We start from the raw sequence: 20,602 nt of genomic DNA on the forward strand, positions 1-20,602 counted from the left end.
TTCAATATTCATAGTATCATTAAATAATTTTACATAGTCTTTTACAGCAAAATATTTAAATTTGTTTAGTATGCTTAGTATAAATTCGCTATCCACTATTTTAAATTCATCTATACCTCCTGTATATGATTTTATACTTGAAAATCTATAAGTTTCTGGAGTATTTCTATAACCTATAATATCTTTTGGATTTCTATGAATATATAGTGATGCTGCTATTAGATATCCATCACTTTCTATTATAGTACTTTCAAATCTTTCTTTGTATAATGTTCCATTTGATCTTTTTTTCTTATTATAATAAAATGTATATCTCTCTTTTATACTTTTCATAATAACTGAGATATCACCACCATATGAATCCACTATAAGATGAACATGCGTATCCATTAAACAGTAAGCATATATCTTAAATTTATATTTTTCCATGCTTTTTGATACTTTGTCCATAAACATTTCTTTATCATAATTATCTTCAAACAAAGGTTTTGCTTTGCATCCTCTTATTCTTACATGATATATTGCATTTTCTGCTTTGACTCTTGCCAGTCTAGCCAAAATAAAATCCCTCCTAAAATGATTGTCTTTATATAAAGCTTTGACAGTATATAAATAATTAATCATCAAAATATTATATCAAAGCATGATACACTACTTTATAAGAAGAGAAATTATTGGAATAAATATTATAAGTCCTAATAAATTATATACTGTAAATATTTTAAGATACTTATTTCCTTCACTTTCATATTCTTTTGTATATATTTTATAAGATATAACACTTGCTAGTGATGCTATTATTGTACCCATCCCACCTACATTAACTGCTAACAACAATTCTTTTCCATACTCACTAAATCCAGATACTAACATTGTTGCTGGTACATTACTTATTACCTGACTCAATATTATTGACCATATATATGTTTTTTGTCCACCATTTAAAATATTCCCCATAAATACCTTAATGGCATTCATTTGAGATATGTTTCCTATAAATATGAAAAACCCTATAAAAGTAATTAACAAAGAATAATCTACTTTAAATAATAACTTTCTATCTATGACACAAATTGCTATTACTGTTAGTATAAATGCAAATTTATAATTTACTATATTAAATACAGATAATATTATTATTAAAAATAATAATAATGTTATTAAAAGTTTATACACTCTTTCTAATTTCACATCTTCAACTTTAAAATCTATTTTTTCATTTTTCATAATTCCTATTAAAATACCTAAAAATATTATTCCTAAAATTATTATAGGTAATGTTGTTTTTAAAAATTCAATAGCACCCATATTATAGTAAGAGTATATAAATAGGTTTTGTGGATTACCCATTGGTGTAAATGCACTTCCTAAGTTTGCAGCTAACGTTTGAAGTATTACAATTTTCATGATTTTTATATTTCCTTTTTTACCTACTATTATAGCAAATGGAACAAAAGTTATTAATGCAACATCATTAGTTATAAACATAGCTGCTATAAATGTCATTCCTACCAACATAATACTTACCATTTTATAAGTTTTGCATTTTTTAAGCAGTATAACTGCTGCTTTTTCTAACACTTTTAAACTATTTAATGCTGCTACTACTAACATTAAATTAAATAATAAAATTAAAACTTTAAAATCTATATATTCTATCTTAGGCGAGGAAATAAATGAGGTTATCAATGCTAAAAATACAACAATACTTAATACAACTTGATTTCTTAAAAAATTTTTTATCATAATCTGTCTTTACTCCTATTGATTATTATATATGGTTATAATTTAATTCAATACTAATTTTTTTATTACTTCTTGTAAATATTCTGCTGCTTTTATGTCTTTTATAATAAATTTCCTATTTTTAGTTAATTTTATTTCTAAACCTTCTTTACTCATATCAACAATTAATATTTCTTCTTTATCTAAAATTAACTTATCAATAACTATTCCATTTTTATATCCTCCAACTTTTCTTCCTAAAATCCCATAGCCGGTATAATTACTTTTCTCTAATGTGTAAATAATGCCATCCTTTAATTTACAACGGTCTAATGACGGACCATAAAAATCACAAATAAACAGTATAATTATTATAAATACAGGAAATATACTCCACAACTTAATGTTATTACTTCTATTTACTGTTAATATTGCAACAAAAAAACACCATATCACTATAAGGCTTAATATTTTTCTTGTAATTTGAACTTTTGGATTTAATCCTAAATAATGAAAATCTTCTAGTTTAATCTTTTTTAGTTCTATATTTATAGATTTTATTGTTTCTTCTATAATAAATTTATTAATTAATGATACAGCTATAATCATTAAAATTTTTATTATAAAATTATAATCAATAAAATTTATAATAATTACAGCCAAAATTATATCACTTATTAAATTTAAAGCTATAGTATTTTTTTTCTTATCCATATGTCTATTTCTCCTTTACTAATATAAGTATTCTAAGTATTTATTACCATTATATATAAATCATACTTATAATTCCATAATAAAGGAATAAACACCTTGATTTCTTACTTTAAACATTAAATTCACTCTTTTAAAAAAGCTTTTGGAATATATTATATATGCTTTTTAACTTGTTCAATATAGGAACAAAAGAGAACGTAAGTCTAACTATTGTTTTGGAAATAACTTTATATAATATGATTTCGTTCAAATATAAAAACAGATATTACCTTTATATTTTTATAAGTAATATCTGTTTTATAACCAATTATCCTAATTTTGTTGTTTTAATAATAGTTTTTTTAAAACTTCAATTACAAAAACTATTGTAATTGACATAGATAAAACATAGTATGACAGGATTAAATCCGAATTTAATTTTGTCATAAACATTATTGCTAAAATATTTAATATAAGAATAATAAAATTCACTATATTCCACACTTTATTCTTTTTATAGTTGTATATAGTTAATATCAAAAGAATTACTGCCGTTATCATTAAAATACATATCAGTGTTTTATCTATATTTTTACTATTCCACACATGATTTCTATATATTAATGAACGCATAACACCCATCTTTTTGGTCGATAATTGATGTATAACTATACCAAATATTATTATTCCTACTTGTATTGATGAAAACATCCAATTTAATATATTTTTTATCTTCATTTATTTTACCTTAACTGGATCCCCTGTTTCTATAGGATTTGGCTCATTCCCTGTGTTTCCACTCCATTCGTTCCATCCACCATCATAAAGCGCTATGTTTTTTACGCCTATAACATCTGCATAGTATAGAACTTCTGCTGCTCTCCAACCGGTTCCGCAATAAAATGCTAGTCTTTGATCTGGAGTTATTCCCCATTCATTCCACATATTAATTATTTCATCTTTATTTCTCATTGTATTATCTATATTTCTGTAATCTTGAAGACTCTGCGCATCTGTTCCTGCATGCCCCCAAACACAACCTGCTGGACGTCCTTTTGTTTTTATATAGTCATATCCTGATGTTTCTCCTATAAACTCTTCCCAACTTCTAATATCTACCAATTTACTATTTTTCTTATCATTTATGATATCTTTTGCCATATCTAAATCAATTATATAATTCTTATTTGCTGGAACCTTAGCACCAAAGCTTTTTACTGGTACTGGTTTATTTGCTGTTTTTTCTAATTCATATCCTGCTTTGACCCATTTATTGGTTCCACCATTTAATATTCTAACATCTTCTACACCCATATATTTTAATATAGTTACAACTCTAAATGCAGCCATTGAATCATCTCCATATAAAACTGTAGTTGTATCTTTTGTTATTCCATTTGCAACTGCAAATTTTTCAAGTTCCTCATCAGAAACTCTATTCCAAAGCGGTCCTTTTTCTATATCATCAGTATTAATATGTATAGATCCAGGTATATGTCCATCTTTCAAATAACTTGGTGAATCCTGTTCTTTTCCCCATGAAACCTCAAATACCTTATAATCTTTTCCATCATATGTTTCAGGATGTTTTCCATCTATTAAATCTTTAACCCAAGATGATGGTACTAACATTTCATAATTTTCATAGGCTTCCATAGGATTATTAGAATCCTGAGCCCAATCTTTAATATCATATATATAAAGATTGCTATAGCCTTTATTTGATAAGTAATTTGCAACTTCTGCAGCATCTTTACCATTACCATCATATAAAACTATATTTTTGTCCTTTGATATTCCTTTAGTTTCTAATACTTTATCTAATGTAGTATCTTTATCTTTATTATCAACTTTTAACCAAGCTGCTGAAAAATCTGTAGCTCCTTTTATATGTCCTCCTCTTGAAACATTATCAAGTTTCCATCCATTAAAAGCATCGTTTTCCCTTGTATCTACAATAATCCAATCACTTTTTTCAATATTTTCTTTAACTTCTTTTGATTCAATGGTTTTTATATCTGATGTTGCTGATTCGTTACCTTTATCAGAGTTAGAACAACCACTAAAAGCAAATACTGAAAATGCTAATGTCATTGTAGTTAATATTAACTTTGTTTTTTTATTCATTATTCTATTTATTAGCACAACCTTTTAAATGCCAATATACTCCTCTCTTTAACTTATTTTTAAATTATATTGAATATCTTACAAAAATACTCAACAATTAAAATATACTATTAAACTATACAATTATTTTTTTGATAAGTAAATAATACTAATTATTGGTTTTTTAAATGATTAAACTACATCTATTTGTTTTTTTAATATCTTTATTTTAAAGAAGCTAAAGTTAAAATATATGTTTAATAAAAACTTAGATTCTTTAATTAATTTAATAATTAATATTCAAATTTATTACTTTAGTAGCTATATTTTCAATAAAACTTTTATCATGTTCTACAAATAAAATGGTTGGTTTAAAATCTAATATTGCTTTTTCTATAAGTTTTCTTGATGCTATATCTAAACCATTTAGTGGTTCATCCCAAATTTGAAAACAATCATCTTTATAAAAACAGTAAGCTAAGTCTACTTTTTTTAATTCTCCTACACTAAATGTAGATAAGTCTCTTTCAAAGACTTTTGAGTCTGAACCCATGCAACCAAGTATAGATCTAAACCTAGTTTCATCTATATTTTCATCTTTTAAATAATCTCTCAAAAATCCATTCGCCCATTTAGGAAATTGAGATGCATATACTATCTTTGACCTATTACCAACCTTTATTATACCCTCCTCTAATTCTAAAATTCCTAATATGGCATGTAACAGAGTAGTCTTACCACTACCATTCGGTCCTTTAATTGCAACTCTGTCACCTTTTTCTATATTAAAAGATAAATCCTTTATAACTCTTTTATTACCCCTTAAAACAACTATATTAGATACTAATAATATGTTTTCACCTTTTTTACTTGATTCAAATTTAAGTTTTCTTTCTCTTTCATAATCTTTTAAAAGTTCTTTTTTTACATTTAAATTCTCTTCTATTCTGCTTTCTATTAAAATTGCTCTTTTCATAATTCTAGCAGCTCTTGCTCCCTCAAATCCTTTATCTCCAGAACCAATCTTCTCCTTTTCCCTTCTAAAAGACCAAGTTCTCTTTTGTCTTGCTGCTTTTTCTAATTCTTTAACTTCTTTTTCTAATTTTTCTTTTTTTCTTTTTTCAAACTGAATTTTTGATTCTTCATTTTTCTCCCAGGAACTATAATTGCCTTTTTCTATTCCTATAGAATTTTTATTTATATAAAGAACGTGATCTACTAAAGCATCAAGAAAATATCTATTATGTGACACCACTATAAATCCACTTTTCTTTTTTAAATAATTTAAAAGAACTTCTATTCCTTCCACATCTAAGTGATTAGTAGGTTCATCTAATAATATAAAATTATTTTTTTGAAGAAACAATGCAATTATTTGTATTTTTGTTTGCTCCCCGCCACTCAAACTACCGTAACTTCTTTCTAGTATTTCCCTTTCTAATCCCATATATTCTATTTCTCTTTCTATCAAGAAATCAATGTTATATCCATCTATCTCTAAAAATTCTTGTAAAGCAACTAAATATTCCTCTTCACTTATACCGTTTTTAAAATATTTGTCTATTTTTTCTTCTAAAAATCTATAATTTCCTATAATATCTTTAATTATGTTAATAGTAGTATCCTTTTTATTATATATATATATTGGGAAAAGACTACTTTCTCCATTAAATTCAACAGTCCCCTTAGATGGTTTATATTGTTTATTTATAAGTTTTAAAATTGTTGTCTTACCTCTACCATTTCTTCCTATGATAGCAGTTTTCCAAGTTGTATCTATTGAAGCATTTACATTTTCAAAAATATTTTCATAGCTTCCAATATAGTTAAAACTCATATCTTTAAAATTTATTTTTGACATAAAAAAAATCTCCTCCTTTTAATTCTGGAGAAGATTCACATATCTAACTAAATATTTATAATAATATAAACACTACAAAATAGCCACCTAAATAAAATTTAACATTCTATTCATCAGCAACATAAATTCAAAAACATGGAAATTAATATGTGTACTATACTATTATAATAAAAATTAGCAAACAGGCTCACATCTACTCACAGAATTATTAAAAGCATCATAAAAAAACCTTTTGATAAGGCTTATATTAGCTTTCATAACTATTCATCGAAAGTAGATTAATTATTCATTCTTCTATTTACCTGTTCCTTTCTAAATTTTATTTTTATATTATAACACAACACTTATAATTATAAATTAAAAAAATATAATTTCAATATAATATTTGTAAAATTTGCATGAATTTTAAACATGATTACATTTAAAAATAAATTGCAAAAATCATTTTAAAAACTCATTAAATTAAACTCCGTTGTTTAATTTTCACAGTATATATTTATAATTTATATTATTTCTCTATTTCAGCTCTATTTGTAGTCATTATATGTGGGTATAAATTTCTACTTTTTTTATTTTTATATGATGTTAACTTTCACAACCAAACTTTCATTTATATTGACTTTTTAATTTTTATTTACTTCATTTTAATTTCATAAGAAATAATTATAAATTTTTATATACCGTTCAAAATAAAACCTCATTGTTTTATTTTAAATAAATCTTCATTAAAACATACCTAATTATATGCTTTTAGATTTTTGCAATTTACCATTATAGTAAAAAGCTATTGTAGCGTTGGAATTCTTAGGCTATATATCTTACTATCTAATATAGGGATTTATTTTATTTGTAAATTTTTTAAAACCTTATTCTAAATATATTTTAGAATTTAATTTATTTTCAAGCATCTACTTACTTTCAAAACTACCAAAATATATAATTAAAATGTAATTTTGGAGCCTCTTCACTATAAAAGTAATGTTTTTCTAACTTTGAATAGCTTGTTTCTATTTTTACAAACAAAAAAACCTCCATAATTTTGGAGGTATATATCACTGACAGCGTATTAACTAAGCCTTTTAAAATAAAAGACAAAAAGTTTCGTGATACACCTAACTTCCCTCCGAAATTACAATGTTATTGCATGTTTTAGGCAGGTCTCCTGACTAACGGCTTAACCTTAACCATCCTTCCCAGAAAAATAAATTCCAGTGGATATTGATTTCGTATCCGTATACAGTAGCGGGGGCTGTAGTGGATTTTCACCACTTTCCCTATTATACCTAATTAAAGGTACCTAAATCATTATTAACTTTTTACCATCTTTATTATAACCATATTAGCTCTTATTTTCAATAGATTTGCCGAAATATTTTTATTATTCATTTAAATTCATTATTTTTTCATTATATTCTAGCCTTAAATTTCTAAAATATATTCAATTTCATTTTTGTTACACCATTGAGCTAAAAACTTTAAAAATTCTTTATCTTTAAAATTATACCATTGATCAATTAAATCTAATCTATATAATGCACTTTTAAATGCTCTAAATGCATCTTCACCACTAATATTTAAATTTAGCTCCGCTTTCAAATTTTCGTCATTGCAATTTTGTATAAACTTTTCCATTATAAAATATTCATCAAAGTCTTCTCTTCTTGGGAACTCTATATACTTATCTTTGTTACTTTTATAATCAAGAGCATTAAGAATTATTTCTTTTTTCCACTCATCAAAGTCTTCAACTTTTTTTCCATCTTCTACTGCTTTTATATCTTCCTGTGAAATTAGAATAACAACTCCTTCTGATTTATTATAAAGATTTTTAACATCATCAAGTTCCATATTATATATTTCCAAAAGTTCATTTAAATTTATCTTATTTTCCATCTTCTAACGCTCCTTATAATAAAATTCCATTAATTATATCATATACTACAATAATTTCAAACATATATAAATTTTCACTATATTTTTTATTGACTATTTTGTAACAATATCGTATTATTTAAATATAATAATAATATATTTTACAATTTTATTACAATAATCTATATTACAAAATTATAATTAACTTATATTTTGAAATATATTTACGAATCTTAAATAAAGTTTAGGATATACTAAATTTATAATTTTACTTTTCTTAAAATTAAAAAATATTATTATATTCAAACTAAATGCATTTTTAATATATAAATAATAAATTTATATTAATTATACGCTTTTTAAAGTAATTGATATTAAATCTTATTTCACTATTAAAATTTATCCATAATAGTGTTATTGCATTTATATCACTTTATCCTTATATTATGTTTTAAAAATATTAATTAAGAGGTGGTTTTTTATGAGCAAAAAAATCCTAATTGTAGGTGGAGTTGCTGGTGGTGCTTCCACTGCTGCAAGATTAAGAAGATTAAATGAAGAAAATGAAATAATAATGTTTGAAAAAGGTGAATATATTTCCTTTGCTAACTGTGGTTTACCTTATTATATAGGCGGTGAAATTAAATCTAGAGATGCTCTTTTACTTCAAACTGTAGAAGGAATGAGTAAAAAATTTAATATGGATATTAGAAATTTTAGTGAAGTTATTAATATTAATAGACCTGAAAAATGTGTTACTGTTAAAAATTTGAAAACTAATGAAACTTATACTGAAAGTTATGATACGTTAATACTTTCACCTGGCGCATCTCCTATAAAACCTAACATTCCTGGAATTGATAAGTGTAATAATTTATTCACATTAAGAAACATTCCAGATACTGATAAAATAAAAAACTTTGTAAATGATACTAATCCTAAAAATGCTACAATTATTGGTGGCGGCTTTATAGGTCTAGAAATGGCTGAAAATCTTTCTAATAGGGGAATAAAAGTTACTCTAGTTGAAATGAGCAATCAAGTAATGACACCTTTAGATTTTGAAATGGCTTCTATTGTCCATAATCATTTAAGAGAATTTGGTGTTGATTTAATTTTAGAAGATGGCGTTAAATCCTTTAAAAATAATGGCAAAACTGTAATTTTAAATAGCGGTAAGGAGATTAATACCGATTTAATTATACTTTCTATAGGTGTAAAACCAGAAAGTGAAATAGCTAAAAATGCTGGATTAAAATTAAATGAAAGAGGCGCCATAGTAGTAAATAAATATTTGCAAACTAACGATGAAAATATATATGCTCTTGGTGATGCTATTGAAGTTATAGATTATATAAATAAAAAACCTACTATGATTCCACTTGCATGGCCAGCAAACAGACAAGGTAGAGTTTTAGCAGACACTTTATGTGGTAAAAGAACTCCTTATAATGGAACACTTGGTTCTTCAGTAGCTAAAATTTTTGATTTAACCGTCGCATCTACTGGCAACAACGAAAAGACCTTAAAAAAGCATAATATTGAGTATAAAACTTGTCATATACATCCAAGCTCTCACGCTAGTTATTATCCTGGTTCTTTTATAATAAATTTAAAATTAATATTTAATTCTAAAACCGGTAAAATATTAGGTGCTCAAGCTGTTGGTGCAGACGGTGTTGAAAAAAGAATTGACGTAATTGCTACTGCAATTAAAAGTGACTTAACTGTATTTGATCTTCAAGATTTAGAGCTTTGTTATGCGCCACCATATTCTTCAGCAAAAGACCCTGTGAATATGGCAGGCTATGTTGCTTCAAATATAATTGATGGTTATGTTGATACAATTCAATGGCATGAAATAGATGCCTTAGTAAAAGAAAAAAGTTTCTTTTTAGATGTAAGTGAAAAAGAAGAATTTGATTTAGGTCATATAGAGAATGCTATGAATATTCCACTTGGCACTTTGCGTGATAATTTATCTTCTCTACCAAAAGATAAATTAATATATGTTTATTGCGCTGCAGGTTTAAGAGGTTATATTGCTTCAAGAATCCTTACTTTAAACGGATTTAAATGTAAAAATATAGATGGTGGATATAGAACCTATAAAAATTCAAAACCAATTGTTCAACATCATTCTTCATATGAAAATAATGATAATAAAGGAGAATCTATAGTGAAAAATAATAATGAAACCATTATAACCCTTGATACTTGTGGTCTTCAATGCCCTGGTCCAATAAGAAAAGTATACGAAGAAATGTCAAAATTAAAAGATGGAGATATTTTAAAAATAACTTCTACCGATGCAGGTTTTAAAAATGATATTTCCTCTTGGTGTAAAAATACAGGTAATACACTTATTGAAAATACTAGAGATAATAATAAAAAAATGTATATAACAAAAATTATGAAAGGTAGAAATAACTCTTTAGAAAACAAACCTAACTTATGCAGTAATTCTACCGAAAAAGATGGAGCTACAATGGTGGTGTTTAGTGGTGATTTAGATAAAGCTATAGCTTCATTTATAATAGCTACTGGAGCTGCTTCAATGGGAAAACCAGTTACTATGTTCTTTACTTTCTGGGGTCTTAATGTTTTGAAAAAGAAAAGCAAACCTTCAGTTTCTAAAAACACTATAGAAAAAATGTTTGATGTAATGCTACCTAGCAATACTGATAAATTACCACTTTCTAAAATGAATATGGCTGGAATGGGCCCAAAAATGATAAAACACATTATGGATAAAAACAATGTAGATTCTTTAGATACCTTAATAACAAACGCAAAAAAAATGGGTGTTAAGCTTGTTGCATGCACAATGTCTATGGAACTCATGGGTATAAAACATGAGGAACTAATACCTGGCGTAGACCTTGGTGGTGTAGCTTCTTATCTAGGAGCAACAGAAGATTCTGGATTAAACTTATTTATATAGATATAACAAAAAACTACTGAAAATTTCAGTAGTTTTTTACTATTTGCTTTTATTTTCAAAATAAGTTTTAAGCTTTTCAAGTCCTAGTATTAAAGCTCCACCTAATATAAAGAATATAATATTAAATGTTTTAAAATTCACTGGTGATTTTGGAATTTCTAAAGATTGTGGTCCCATAATTACTGCATATATTGAACCTATCATAAGTCCTAATATAAAATACATAGTTTGAGATCTATAATTTTCAAGTAAAAATTTTACCCCTTTAATTGTAACTGCAATTCCTAATAAAACTCCAAAGCCAAATATAATAAGTATTGGTAAATATGTAAAATTTAAAGTTAAAACTTCTTTTATTGCACTTATTATTGGAACATATAGTCCAAATATTAAAAGTAGCGTTGAACCTGATATTCCAGGAAGTACCATAGCTGATATAGCTATCATACCTGCAAAAAATACATATAATCCAAGTGATACCGATAAGCTATTTATTGATATATCCATACCACCAGCTCCATTCATTGGATTAAAATATGTTATAGCCCATACAAGAACCGCTCCTAATATTGCATATATCAAATTCTTATATTTACCTAAGAAATTTTCTTTTTCTTCCTTTATTATTATTGGTATAGCCATAATAATGAAGCCTATAAATAATGAGCTAATTGAATATATATGTTCATCGAATATAGATGCTAGTAATAAAACTGATAGAATAAATCCTATTACCCACCCTATCCCTATTTTCATCAAGAAAAATGCAGCTTCTTTTCTTTTTTCTTTATCCTTACATGCAATGTCATTTAATGAATTTATAAACTTGTCATAAAATCCCAATACAAACGCTATCGTTCCACCAGACACTCCAGGTACACTATCTGCTAATGCCATGCAAAATCCCCTAATAAAATTAATTATGTACATTTTTTCACTTCCTTATCTTTTTTCAATTTAAAATTACTTGCTTTACTACATATTTTTATGTTATATTATTGATTTCATTTTTGTATAATCACTCTACCATGATACCAATAAATAATAAATGTATCAATAAAACTTTATTTTTTTAACCTATATTTTACATTAGCTACATAAATACAAAACTACTATAAAGCGTACCTTATAGTAGTTTTGTATATTAATCACTTACATTTACATACTTATTTTTAACTGCCTTATCTATAAAACATACAGCAGTTATAAAAATCATTGCCACTATACCACTAAATATAAATGCTTTAGCTGGCCCAAAATCATTTGATATAGTACCTGTAAAAAGACTCCCTATTGGTGCCACACCTGCAAACAATAAACTATATACACTCATAACTCTTCCCCTATACTCATCTTTTGAGTTTAATTGCACTGTAGAATTTGCACTGGTTGAAAAAGTTATATTAAACATTCCTACTAAACTAAGCAATAAAGCCATAATATATTGTTCTCTATTAATTCCTAGAATAATAAGTAAAATAGATACAATATATGCAGCAAATAATATAAGCTTAAACTTAGGACCATTTTTACTTTTTGTGGCCATTGTAAGAGCTCCTATTAATGAACCTATACCCAAAGATGACATTAAAAATCCATATCCCTTACTTGAAAGTCCTAATATATCAACTGCAAATAATGGAATTAGAACATTATAATTAAATGCAAATATTCCCATTATAGTTATTAAAGAAAAAGTTTTTACAAGATTTCTATTACCCTTTATATATATAAGTCCATCTTTTATTTCCCTTAACATGTTTTTACTATGATTAATCTTTACAGGTTTTGATTTTATCTTAAAAATACCATAAATAACTGGTACAAAGGATATTGCATTTATAATATAACATACTTCTATTCCTGTATAAGCTATTATTATACCAGCTATAGATGGTCCTAAAATCCTAGCTGCATTAAAAACTGAAGAATTCAATGCTATACCATTCATAAGATTTTCTTTTCCAACAAGTTCTATTACAAAAGATTGCCTAGTTGGCATATCTATAGTATTTATACATCCAGTAACCAATGCTATGATGGCTAAATGCCAGAATCTTACCAATCCTGTAAGTACTAAAAGCCCTTGTATTACTGCCATTAACATAAGACCTATTTGGGTAAATATAAGTAATTTTCTTTTAGAAAATCTGTCTACTATAACACCTGCAAAAAGTGAAAAAATCATCATTGGGGTAAATTGAAGCGCATTTATAAGACCAAGTAAAAAAGAGGTATTGTTATTTGTTATTTCCAGTACAAGCCACCCTTGTGTTGTACTTTGCATCCACGTACCTATTAAAGATACACATTGACCAAACCAAAAATACCTAAAATATTTATGCGTTAACGCTGGAAATGAGTTAGATAATTTTAGCTTAATATTTTTCCCTGAATTCATTTTTTTGCTCCTTATTTAACAGATAAATTTTTCAGTCATTAATTCCAATTTATGAATCTACCTTATATAATTATAATTCAATAACTATTTTTCAAATCCTTCTTTTAAAGTAATATTTTTACTTAAAGTACATATAATAAAAATCTAGAGATTTAATACTCTAGATTTTTATTAGAAAACTATTTATATTTTATTTATTTTTATTAATTCTTCACTACAAGTGCCCTTTAAATCTATATTGTATTCATAAGCTGCCTCTAATGCGGTTTTAAATATGCTACACTGTACAAGCTCTTCTTTGTCATACTTATGCTTAAGCAATAACTCTTGTAATAAATTATCATAAAGCTTTTTATAAGCAGTCATTTTGTCAAATTCCATTATATTAATCATAAAATCCATTTTATTATATCTTAACATCTTTGCAGTACGATTCTCTTTATTTATGATAAATTCATATATGTCAGGTTTCCCATAATCCTTATCTGTAAAACATCTAAATTTTATTCCCTTATACTTTTTTTCACAATAGACAACAAACTCTAAGGGGAATACTCCATTATTTGTAGCTCTTAACAAGATTCTATCTTCCTTTAAATCTTCATAGTATATATTTTTTCCTTCATCAACATTGTTACCCCAATGAATATATCTCCATGCATTAATATCAAACTCTATACTACCTGTTTTATTATTTATATATAAATAATAGTTTATTGGATTATCCTTTTTTATACCTTTGGGAACTAACCCATTATTTTTGCATACTTTTTTTACTAAATCATTACGTACTTTTTTATATACATCTCTTTGCTTCTTATTATATACAAGTCTTAAAACTCTATTATTCAAAAGATTTTTATCTACAATAATTCCCCTTTTATCTTCAATATTTTTTTTAAAAGGCTCTGATATTATATTAGACAAACTAAATTTTCCATCCTTTTTAAAATCATTATAAAAGTTTTTTAATTTACTTTTATCACCGGTTATAATTATAGTGTTATCATAACTCATAAAATTCCTCCTAAATATTAATGTATAATATCTATATATTAATGTTTAAATATAAGTGTTACACAGTGAAAAACTTTATATATTATAAAAATTTAAATTGAAACAAAAAAGAACCTACTTTTTAATTTCAATACCTGTAGATTCTTTTTTATAGTATTGTCTTATTCTTCAAACCTTTTAACTTTAAAACCCTGTATTTTATAATCATCATCTTTTAAAATATTAGCACTTTCAAGGGCTAAGTTTAACTGCTCCTCTATAGTTGTAATATTTTTCATAATTGGTAGTGCCACAGATTTTTTATACTTTTTTAACTATTTTCCCACCTAAATTATTAGTTGTTGAATATACACTTACCATAACTCTCTAAGACTTTCTCATACATACAAAGTTATAAAAACTCCATTATAAAGTTCCATGAGGTATTACTATTATTATGTTTTCTGCATCTTTTAATTCTATTTCTTTGCATATTTGCTCACAAGAATCCTGAGTTTCTTGAATTTTTTCTTATTCTCCCTTTCCTATTTCTTTAATTAACGTATGTGGATGAGGCATTAAATAATACCCAATCACTTTCATCACCTTCTAAAATATAATATAAGATATTAACATACTACATGAGTTTTATAATTAAATCTAAACTTACATATAATATATTAAAAGAAAAATTATATTATCCCTTATATTCATTTTATTAAATAAAATACATTTGTGTTAATAAAAAAATATATTCATTTTTTAAACATATTAGTTACTACAATTTCCATATATATTATTCAAAAATAATGACAAAATATATGTATATACTTTTCTAAATTAACAAATCAAATTATTATCTAATAAAGGAGACACATGATGAGAAAGTTTAATAAAATTCCTATAGGCTTCATTTTAACTTTATTTTTGTCTTTTTCAAACATTTCATTAGCATTTGCAAATCCATATTATTTTGTAGATGAAGATATGCACACTTTTGAACAATCACCGGATGCAAATGAGCAATTAAAAAATGAATTTCATGTACTTTTAAATGATTTATTTGATCAAAGAAACAAATCAATACTTTCTGGTGATAGTGAAGGATTAAAAGTTTTTTATGATTTAAATAAAAAAGTTAGTTTATGGGCTTATGAAAGTGAGAATAAAAAAATTGATTATCTTAAAAATTGGTCTGAAAAACAAGCTGTAACATTTAATAATATTCAATCTTTATTAAAAGTTAGAAAGGTTAAAGAAAAAGAACCTGGGATATATGGCATAGTTTGTTCTGCTACAACTGAGTTTGATTATAGCTATATAACTTCCCCTGACATTCATAATAAATTTCGTTTAGGAACCTCACACTATATAAATCTAAAAAAGGAAAATGATAAATATGTGATAACAAAAGAATGGTACACAGATCCTTTCGCAGACTCACTAAATTTAGATAACATAAAAAAATCTAAAGAAATGAAAGAATATATACTTTCAAAAGATTGTCCAGAAATTAATTTAACAGAAAAACTAGAAAAAGCTATTGATTATGCCCATAAATACTGTGGAATAGCTTATGATGATGAGTATAACTTTAAATATAATAAAGAATATACAAATTTCAATCCTAAAGGTGGAGATTGTGCAAACTTTGCTTCTCAAATACTTTATGAAGGTGGTGGCTTTAAGAAGAATAAACTTTGGAACTATGAAGGACGAGATGGCTCAAAAGCTTGGGTTAATGCCCAGTCCTTTAAAAACTATATGATAAACAGTGGAAGAGCTTCTTATATTGCTAAAGGTACTTATGAAGAAATTTATAAAGATTCATACAATCTAAGACCTGGAGACTTTGTAGCATATGAAAAAAATGGAAAAATAATTCATGTATCAACTGTAACTGGTCTTGATTCTAAAGGATATCCTCTTGTAACTTGCCATAATACCGATAGACTTCTTGTACCTTATGACCTTGGTTTTAGTAATTCTAACATAAGATTTCACTTAATAAAAGTTCATTACTAATTACTATATTTATCCAAAATATTTAAAATAATAAAAACTAGAAAATATATTTCTAGTTTTTATTATTTTCTTTATATTCATCTAATGATATTTTAACACATTCCATTAATTTTCTTTGATAGTTTATATCACAAAGCATTCTATCTTCATTCCAATTACTCATAAACCCCATTTCTAGTATAACAACTGGAACTTGTGACCAATTGAAACCTGTTATATCATTTCTTTCAAAAACTCCATTAACTTTTATTCCTTGAGCTTGAAGAGATGATTTTAAAATGTTTCCATATTCATTACTTTTTACATATATATCATCTGTATGTCTAGCAGATTTAGATGGTATTAGTATGGATGCGCCTGTTTTTCCTGAATCGTTTAAGCTGTCACAATGAATCCTTATAGTCATATCTGCTTTTGCCTTATTAGAAACTTCCGCTCTTTCTGCATTGCTTATGTTCACATCATTGGTCTCTCTTGTCATAACCACTTCATACCCATTTTCTTCTAAAAGCTCTTTTAATATTAATGATGCTTCTAAGTTCACCAAATATTCAGCTTTTTTTGTTCCAACCCCTGCAGTTCCAGAAGAAACTCGTGGTTTTTTTTGAGAAGCTCCAGGACCAATAGGTTCAACTTTACTATCACCTTTTTCTTGGTGTCCTGGGTCAATACATACCACAAATTTTTTATCAGTTTCTCCCTTTGCTAAAACTTTTATATTATATCTGAAGTTAAAAGTTAAAACTATACTAAATAAAATTATGAAACTTACTATTGCATTAAACCTTTTTCTCATAGTGTCCTCCTTAAAATATTTTATACTTTTAAGGTTACCTTAAACACTAATCTTTATTCTTATTTTAAAGCATAATTATAATTTTAACTCCATTCTTATATTTCTTACACTCATACCCATATGTTTATAAAATTTTATAGCACTTTCATTAAAATTCCATACTCCAAGTTCTAACGTTTCGCCATTTACTTTTTTTGCAAATTCTACAGCAACATTAAATAAAATCTTACCTAACCCATTACCTCTATATTCTTTTTTTATACATAAATCATTCATATAAGCAAATTTTTTCTCAACAAATTCCATTCTTGATGAACTTTCCTTAATTTCTAAAATAGTGTAACCAACTAAAATAGATTCATCTTCTTCTAATACAAAAACCTCATAAAGTCCACTTTCTAACAATATATTATAATAATCTTTAACTAAAGGACTATCAACCTTAACATATATATCTGGTCTTCCATCTACATGTAAACCATGAAGTTCACTCATTAAAGCATTAACTTCTAGATAATCATTTTTAGTTGCTTTTCTAATAATAAAACTCATAATTTTACCATTTAATTATTTTACATGTATATATATCAACTATATTTATTCTTATCAACATATAAAATTCCTTTTTTTCATTAACATTTTATTGTTTTTTACTGTTTTCATAATTTAATGCTTTTTTAAATAAAAATGATTGTACTGCTGGATAAGTTAAATTTTTAGGCAAAGTGTCAAAAAATTCTATATCTTCAACCTCTAATTTTTCCATTTCATCTAATTCCTCTATTTTAGCATAAAATAGCTGACCTAAAAATTCATTTTCATCTTCCACTACTGAACACATACATACTGGAGATATTTGAAATTTTTTTGCTCCAACTGTTTTCATTAATTCTTTTTCTGCATATTTTTCAATATGTTCATTACTTTCATGATATCCACATGGAATTCTCCATGTACTTTCATTTTTATCTTTTATAAAAACCCAATGGTCTTTATATTTTGCAACTATTGCTGCAAAGGATATTTTTTTGTTGTCTATATGGTGTACATTATAAAATTTAACTTTTGTCATATTCAAAACTCCTTTTACATTAGTTTAAATAGTTTCTTAATATAGGGTTCCAAGTTGACTTTTAAAATTATCCATTCCAAAACTTGGATACCCCAAATAGTGAGACATGCTCCGAATCACTTAAAATTTAAGACTGCATCTTGTATGAAAATATTTTAAAGTTATTGAATAAATTTAAATTTGAGCTTGTTTCCCTATATAGCCTTAAATTTAAGATTATATTAAAGCTTGTCCAAAATAATAACAAACTTATAAGCTTGCTATATTAATTTATAAAACCACCTCTTTATTTTAAATTTTCTTATTTTTCTTATTTTAACACAATATTAAGAATTTTAAAAATTTATTTTATAAAAAAAGATTGCTTTATTTAAAAATAAAACAATCAAAATTAAAGTTATTTTGGGAATTTATATAAACCTTTTAAGGCTTTTTATATATTTAGTATACTACAAATCTGCCTTAATAAACATATTTTAACGAAAATATTCACAAATATTTAAATTTTAAATAATATTCTTTGAATAATATATGAAATTATCTATTGAAAAATTTAATTCATCAATAAATAATTCAAATAATACATTTTAATAATTCTATTGTATCATAACACTTTTAACTTAAAATATTTGATATATACGTTTCTATAAACAACCTATGACTTTTAACCATCTCCTTTGGCAAATCATTTATACTAAAAAACTCTAATGCACTTCCTTCGCTTTCATTTAATATTAATTCTCCTTGAAAATCATATGTATAATATACTGCATTAACTAAATAAAATTCATCCTTATTCGGAAGTTTTAAGTAAAAATCTTTTCCTGAAAACACTTTTAAGAATTTTAAATTATCAACCTTTAATCCTGTTTCCTCAAATACTTCTCGTTTACCTGTTTCTTCTAAAGATTCACCAAGTTCCATTAAGCCCCCTGGTAATCCCCATAATTTTTTAGGGCAAATTCTTTTTTGTAATAAAATACTATTATTTTTATCTATAATTAAAACAGACACTCCATTTAATATAACAGGTCTATGGCCAATTAAACTTCTTAATTCTTCTATATACCCCATTTCTACCTCCTGATTATATATTATTCACTTTTTCTTAATGTTTCTCTAAATATCAATATATCACATTACTTGTACATTTTAGACTATTATCTTAGAATAAAACTATATAAAATGTAAAAATAGAAATTATTGAAATATTCAAAGTATACATTCTATAGGGAAACAAGCTCAAATTTAAATTTATTCAATAACTTTAAAATATTTTCATACAAGATGCAGTGTTGAGTTCCAAGTGATTCAGAGCATGTCTCACTATTTGGGGTATCCAAGTTTTGGAATGGATAATTTTAAAAGTCAACTTTGAACCCTATATAATATACAGTTTTTAATTAACTATTGAATGTATTTTAAATTTAAATAATAATGGTTGGAGATGGTTTTTATGGGAAAAGGATATATTCATATTTATACTGGAAATGGTAAAGGAAAAACAACAGCAGCATTAGGTCTTGCTGTAAGAGCAGTATGCGCAGGAAAAAAAGTTTTTTTCGGTCAATTTGTAAAAGGCATGAAATATAATGAAGTAAAATGTGAAAACTATTTACCTAATATAAAATTTAAACAATTTGGGCGCAGATGTTTTATAAATGAAGGCCCTGAAAAAGAGGATATAGATATAGCTATTAATGGTCTAAAAGAAATTGAAGCCATTATCTTAAGCAAGGAATATGATGTAATTATTATGGACGAAATTACAATAGCGTTGTATTTTAAGTTGTTAAATATAGAAGATGTTTTAAAAGTACTAAAAAATAAACCCTATGAAACAGAATTAATTTTAACTGGAAGATATGCTCAAAATGAATTACTAGATATAGCTGATCTCATTACAGAAATGAAGGAAGTTAAACATTATTATTATGATGGCGTTTTATCAAGGGATGGAATAGATAAATAAGTAATAAAAGGTGTCTTAACTTTAAATGAAGACACCTTTTTTTATCTTAATAAGTAGATTTAATTAGGGTGTGTCTGAAAACTAATTAGTGCAAAAGATTTAAATTTTAGATATAATAATATCAAAAAAACTATGAGGT

At 25.6% G+C, this 20,602-nt stretch carries 17 protein-coding genes and 1 riboswitch; of the genes, 3 read left to right on the top strand and 14 right to left on the bottom strand.

The annotated features are described in order from the left end of the window. From AZI32_RS15045 to AZI32_RS15075, 7 genes are all read right to left on the bottom strand, one after another. On the bottom strand, positions 1–558 hold a 558-nt coding region (locus AZI32_RS15045; protein WP_206406646.1), incomplete at its 3' end, for a transposase. A gap of 93 nt (positions 559–651) precedes the next feature. Then, positions 652–1,746, bottom strand: a complete 1,095-nt coding sequence (locus AZI32_RS15050) for an SLC13 family permease (protein WP_061996602.1) — start codon at positions 1,744–1,746, stop codon at positions 652–654. A gap of 42 nt (positions 1,747–1,788) precedes the next feature. Then, complete coding sequence (locus AZI32_RS15055) at positions 1,789–2,439, bottom strand: hypothetical protein (protein WP_061996603.1); 651 nt, start codon at positions 2,437–2,439, stop codon at positions 1,789–1,791. Between the two features lie 312 nt (positions 2,440–2,751). Further along, positions 2,752–3,156, bottom strand: a complete 405-nt coding sequence (locus tag AZI32_RS15060; protein WP_061996604.1) for a hypothetical protein — start codon at positions 3,154–3,156, stop codon at positions 2,752–2,754. Next, on the bottom strand, positions 3,157–4,512 hold the full coding sequence (locus tag AZI32_RS15065) for a rhodanese-like domain-containing protein (protein ID WP_242865306.1): 1,356 nt from the start codon (positions 4,510–4,512) through the stop codon (positions 3,157–3,159). Between the two features lie 298 nt (positions 4,513–4,810). Continuing rightward, complete coding sequence (abc-f, locus tag AZI32_RS15070; RefSeq protein WP_061996605.1) at positions 4,811–6,385, bottom strand: ribosomal protection-like ABC-F family protein; 1,575 nt, start codon at positions 6,383–6,385, stop codon at positions 4,811–4,813. 1,134 nt (positions 6,386–7,519) lie between these two features. After that, a riboswitch (cobalamin riboswitch) is annotated at positions 7,520–7,701 on the bottom strand. Positions 7,702–7,804: 103 nt separating this feature from the next. Next, positions 7,805–8,278: a UPF0158 family protein gene (locus AZI32_RS15075; RefSeq protein WP_061996606.1), complete on the bottom strand. Its 474-nt coding sequence runs from the start codon at positions 8,276–8,278 to the stop codon at positions 7,805–7,807. 460 nt (positions 8,279–8,738) lie between these two features. On the opposite strand from AZI32_RS15075, the gene cdr reads away from it, so the two are divergent. Next, on the top strand, positions 8,739–11,201 hold the full coding sequence (gene cdr, locus AZI32_RS15080) for a CoA-disulfide reductase (protein ID WP_061996607.1): 2,463 nt from the start codon (positions 8,739–8,741) through the stop codon (positions 11,199–11,201). Positions 11,202–11,240: 39 nt separating this feature from the next. Here cdr and AZI32_RS15085 read toward each other — a convergent pair whose 3' ends face one another. From AZI32_RS15085 to AZI32_RS15095, 3 genes are all read right to left on the bottom strand, one after another. Continuing rightward, positions 11,241–12,131, bottom strand: a complete 891-nt coding sequence (locus AZI32_RS15085) for a DUF368 domain-containing protein (RefSeq protein ID WP_061996608.1) — start codon at positions 12,129–12,131, stop codon at positions 11,241–11,243. 214 nt (positions 12,132–12,345) lie between these two features. Further along, a complete protein-coding gene (locus AZI32_RS15090; RefSeq protein ID WP_061996609.1) occupies positions 12,346–13,602 on the bottom strand; it encodes an MFS transporter in 1,257 nt (418 codons plus the stop codon). Between the two features lie 183 nt (positions 13,603–13,785). Further along, on the bottom strand, positions 13,786–14,619 hold the full coding sequence (locus AZI32_RS15095) for a hypothetical protein (protein ID WP_061996610.1): 834 nt from the start codon (positions 14,617–14,619) through the stop codon (positions 13,786–13,788). Between the two features lie 858 nt (positions 14,620–15,477). On the opposite strand from AZI32_RS15095, the gene AZI32_RS15100 reads away from it, so the two are divergent. After that, positions 15,478–16,623, top strand: coding sequence for an amidase domain-containing protein (locus AZI32_RS15100; protein WP_061996611.1), 1,146 nt, complete (start codon positions 15,478–15,480; stop codon positions 16,621–16,623). Between the two features lie 52 nt (positions 16,624–16,675). Here AZI32_RS15100 and AZI32_RS15105 read toward each other — a convergent pair whose 3' ends face one another. The 4 genes from AZI32_RS15105 to AZI32_RS15120 form a co-directional block, all read right to left on the bottom strand. Beyond that, positions 16,676–17,419 carry an N-acetylmuramoyl-L-alanine amidase gene (locus AZI32_RS15105; RefSeq protein WP_061996612.1) on the bottom strand — a complete coding sequence of 248 codons (744 nt, stop codon included), beginning with the start codon at positions 17,417–17,419 and terminating at the stop codon, positions 16,676–16,678. Positions 17,420–17,494: 75 nt separating this feature from the next. Next, a complete protein-coding gene (locus AZI32_RS15110) occupies positions 17,495–17,971 on the bottom strand; it encodes a GNAT family N-acetyltransferase (protein WP_061996613.1) in 477 nt (158 codons plus the stop codon). An 88-nt stretch (positions 17,972–18,059) separates the two neighbouring features. Next, positions 18,060–18,491 (bottom strand): hypothetical protein, encoded by a 432-nt coding sequence (locus tag AZI32_RS15115; RefSeq protein WP_061996614.1) that lies wholly within the window; start codon positions 18,489–18,491, stop codon positions 18,060–18,062. A gap of 615 nt (positions 18,492–19,106) precedes the next feature. Beyond that, entirely contained in the window at positions 19,107–19,565 is a 459-nt protein-coding gene (locus AZI32_RS15120; RefSeq protein WP_061996615.1) for an NUDIX hydrolase, read from the bottom strand. Positions 19,566–19,947: 382 nt separating this feature from the next. On the opposite strand from AZI32_RS15120, the gene AZI32_RS15125 reads away from it, so the two are divergent. Next, positions 19,948–20,463 carry a cob(I)yrinic acid a,c-diamide adenosyltransferase gene (locus AZI32_RS15125; RefSeq protein WP_061996616.1) on the top strand — a complete coding sequence of 172 codons (516 nt, stop codon included), beginning with the start codon at positions 19,948–19,950 and terminating at the stop codon, positions 20,461–20,463. Positions 20,464–20,602 lie beyond the last annotated feature (139 nt).

Origin of the sequence: Clostridium sp. ATCC 25772 (assembly GCF_001573875.1) — a bacterium.
Lineage (GTDB): Bacteria > Bacillota > Clostridia > Clostridiales > Clostridiaceae > Clostridium_J > Clostridium_J senegalense.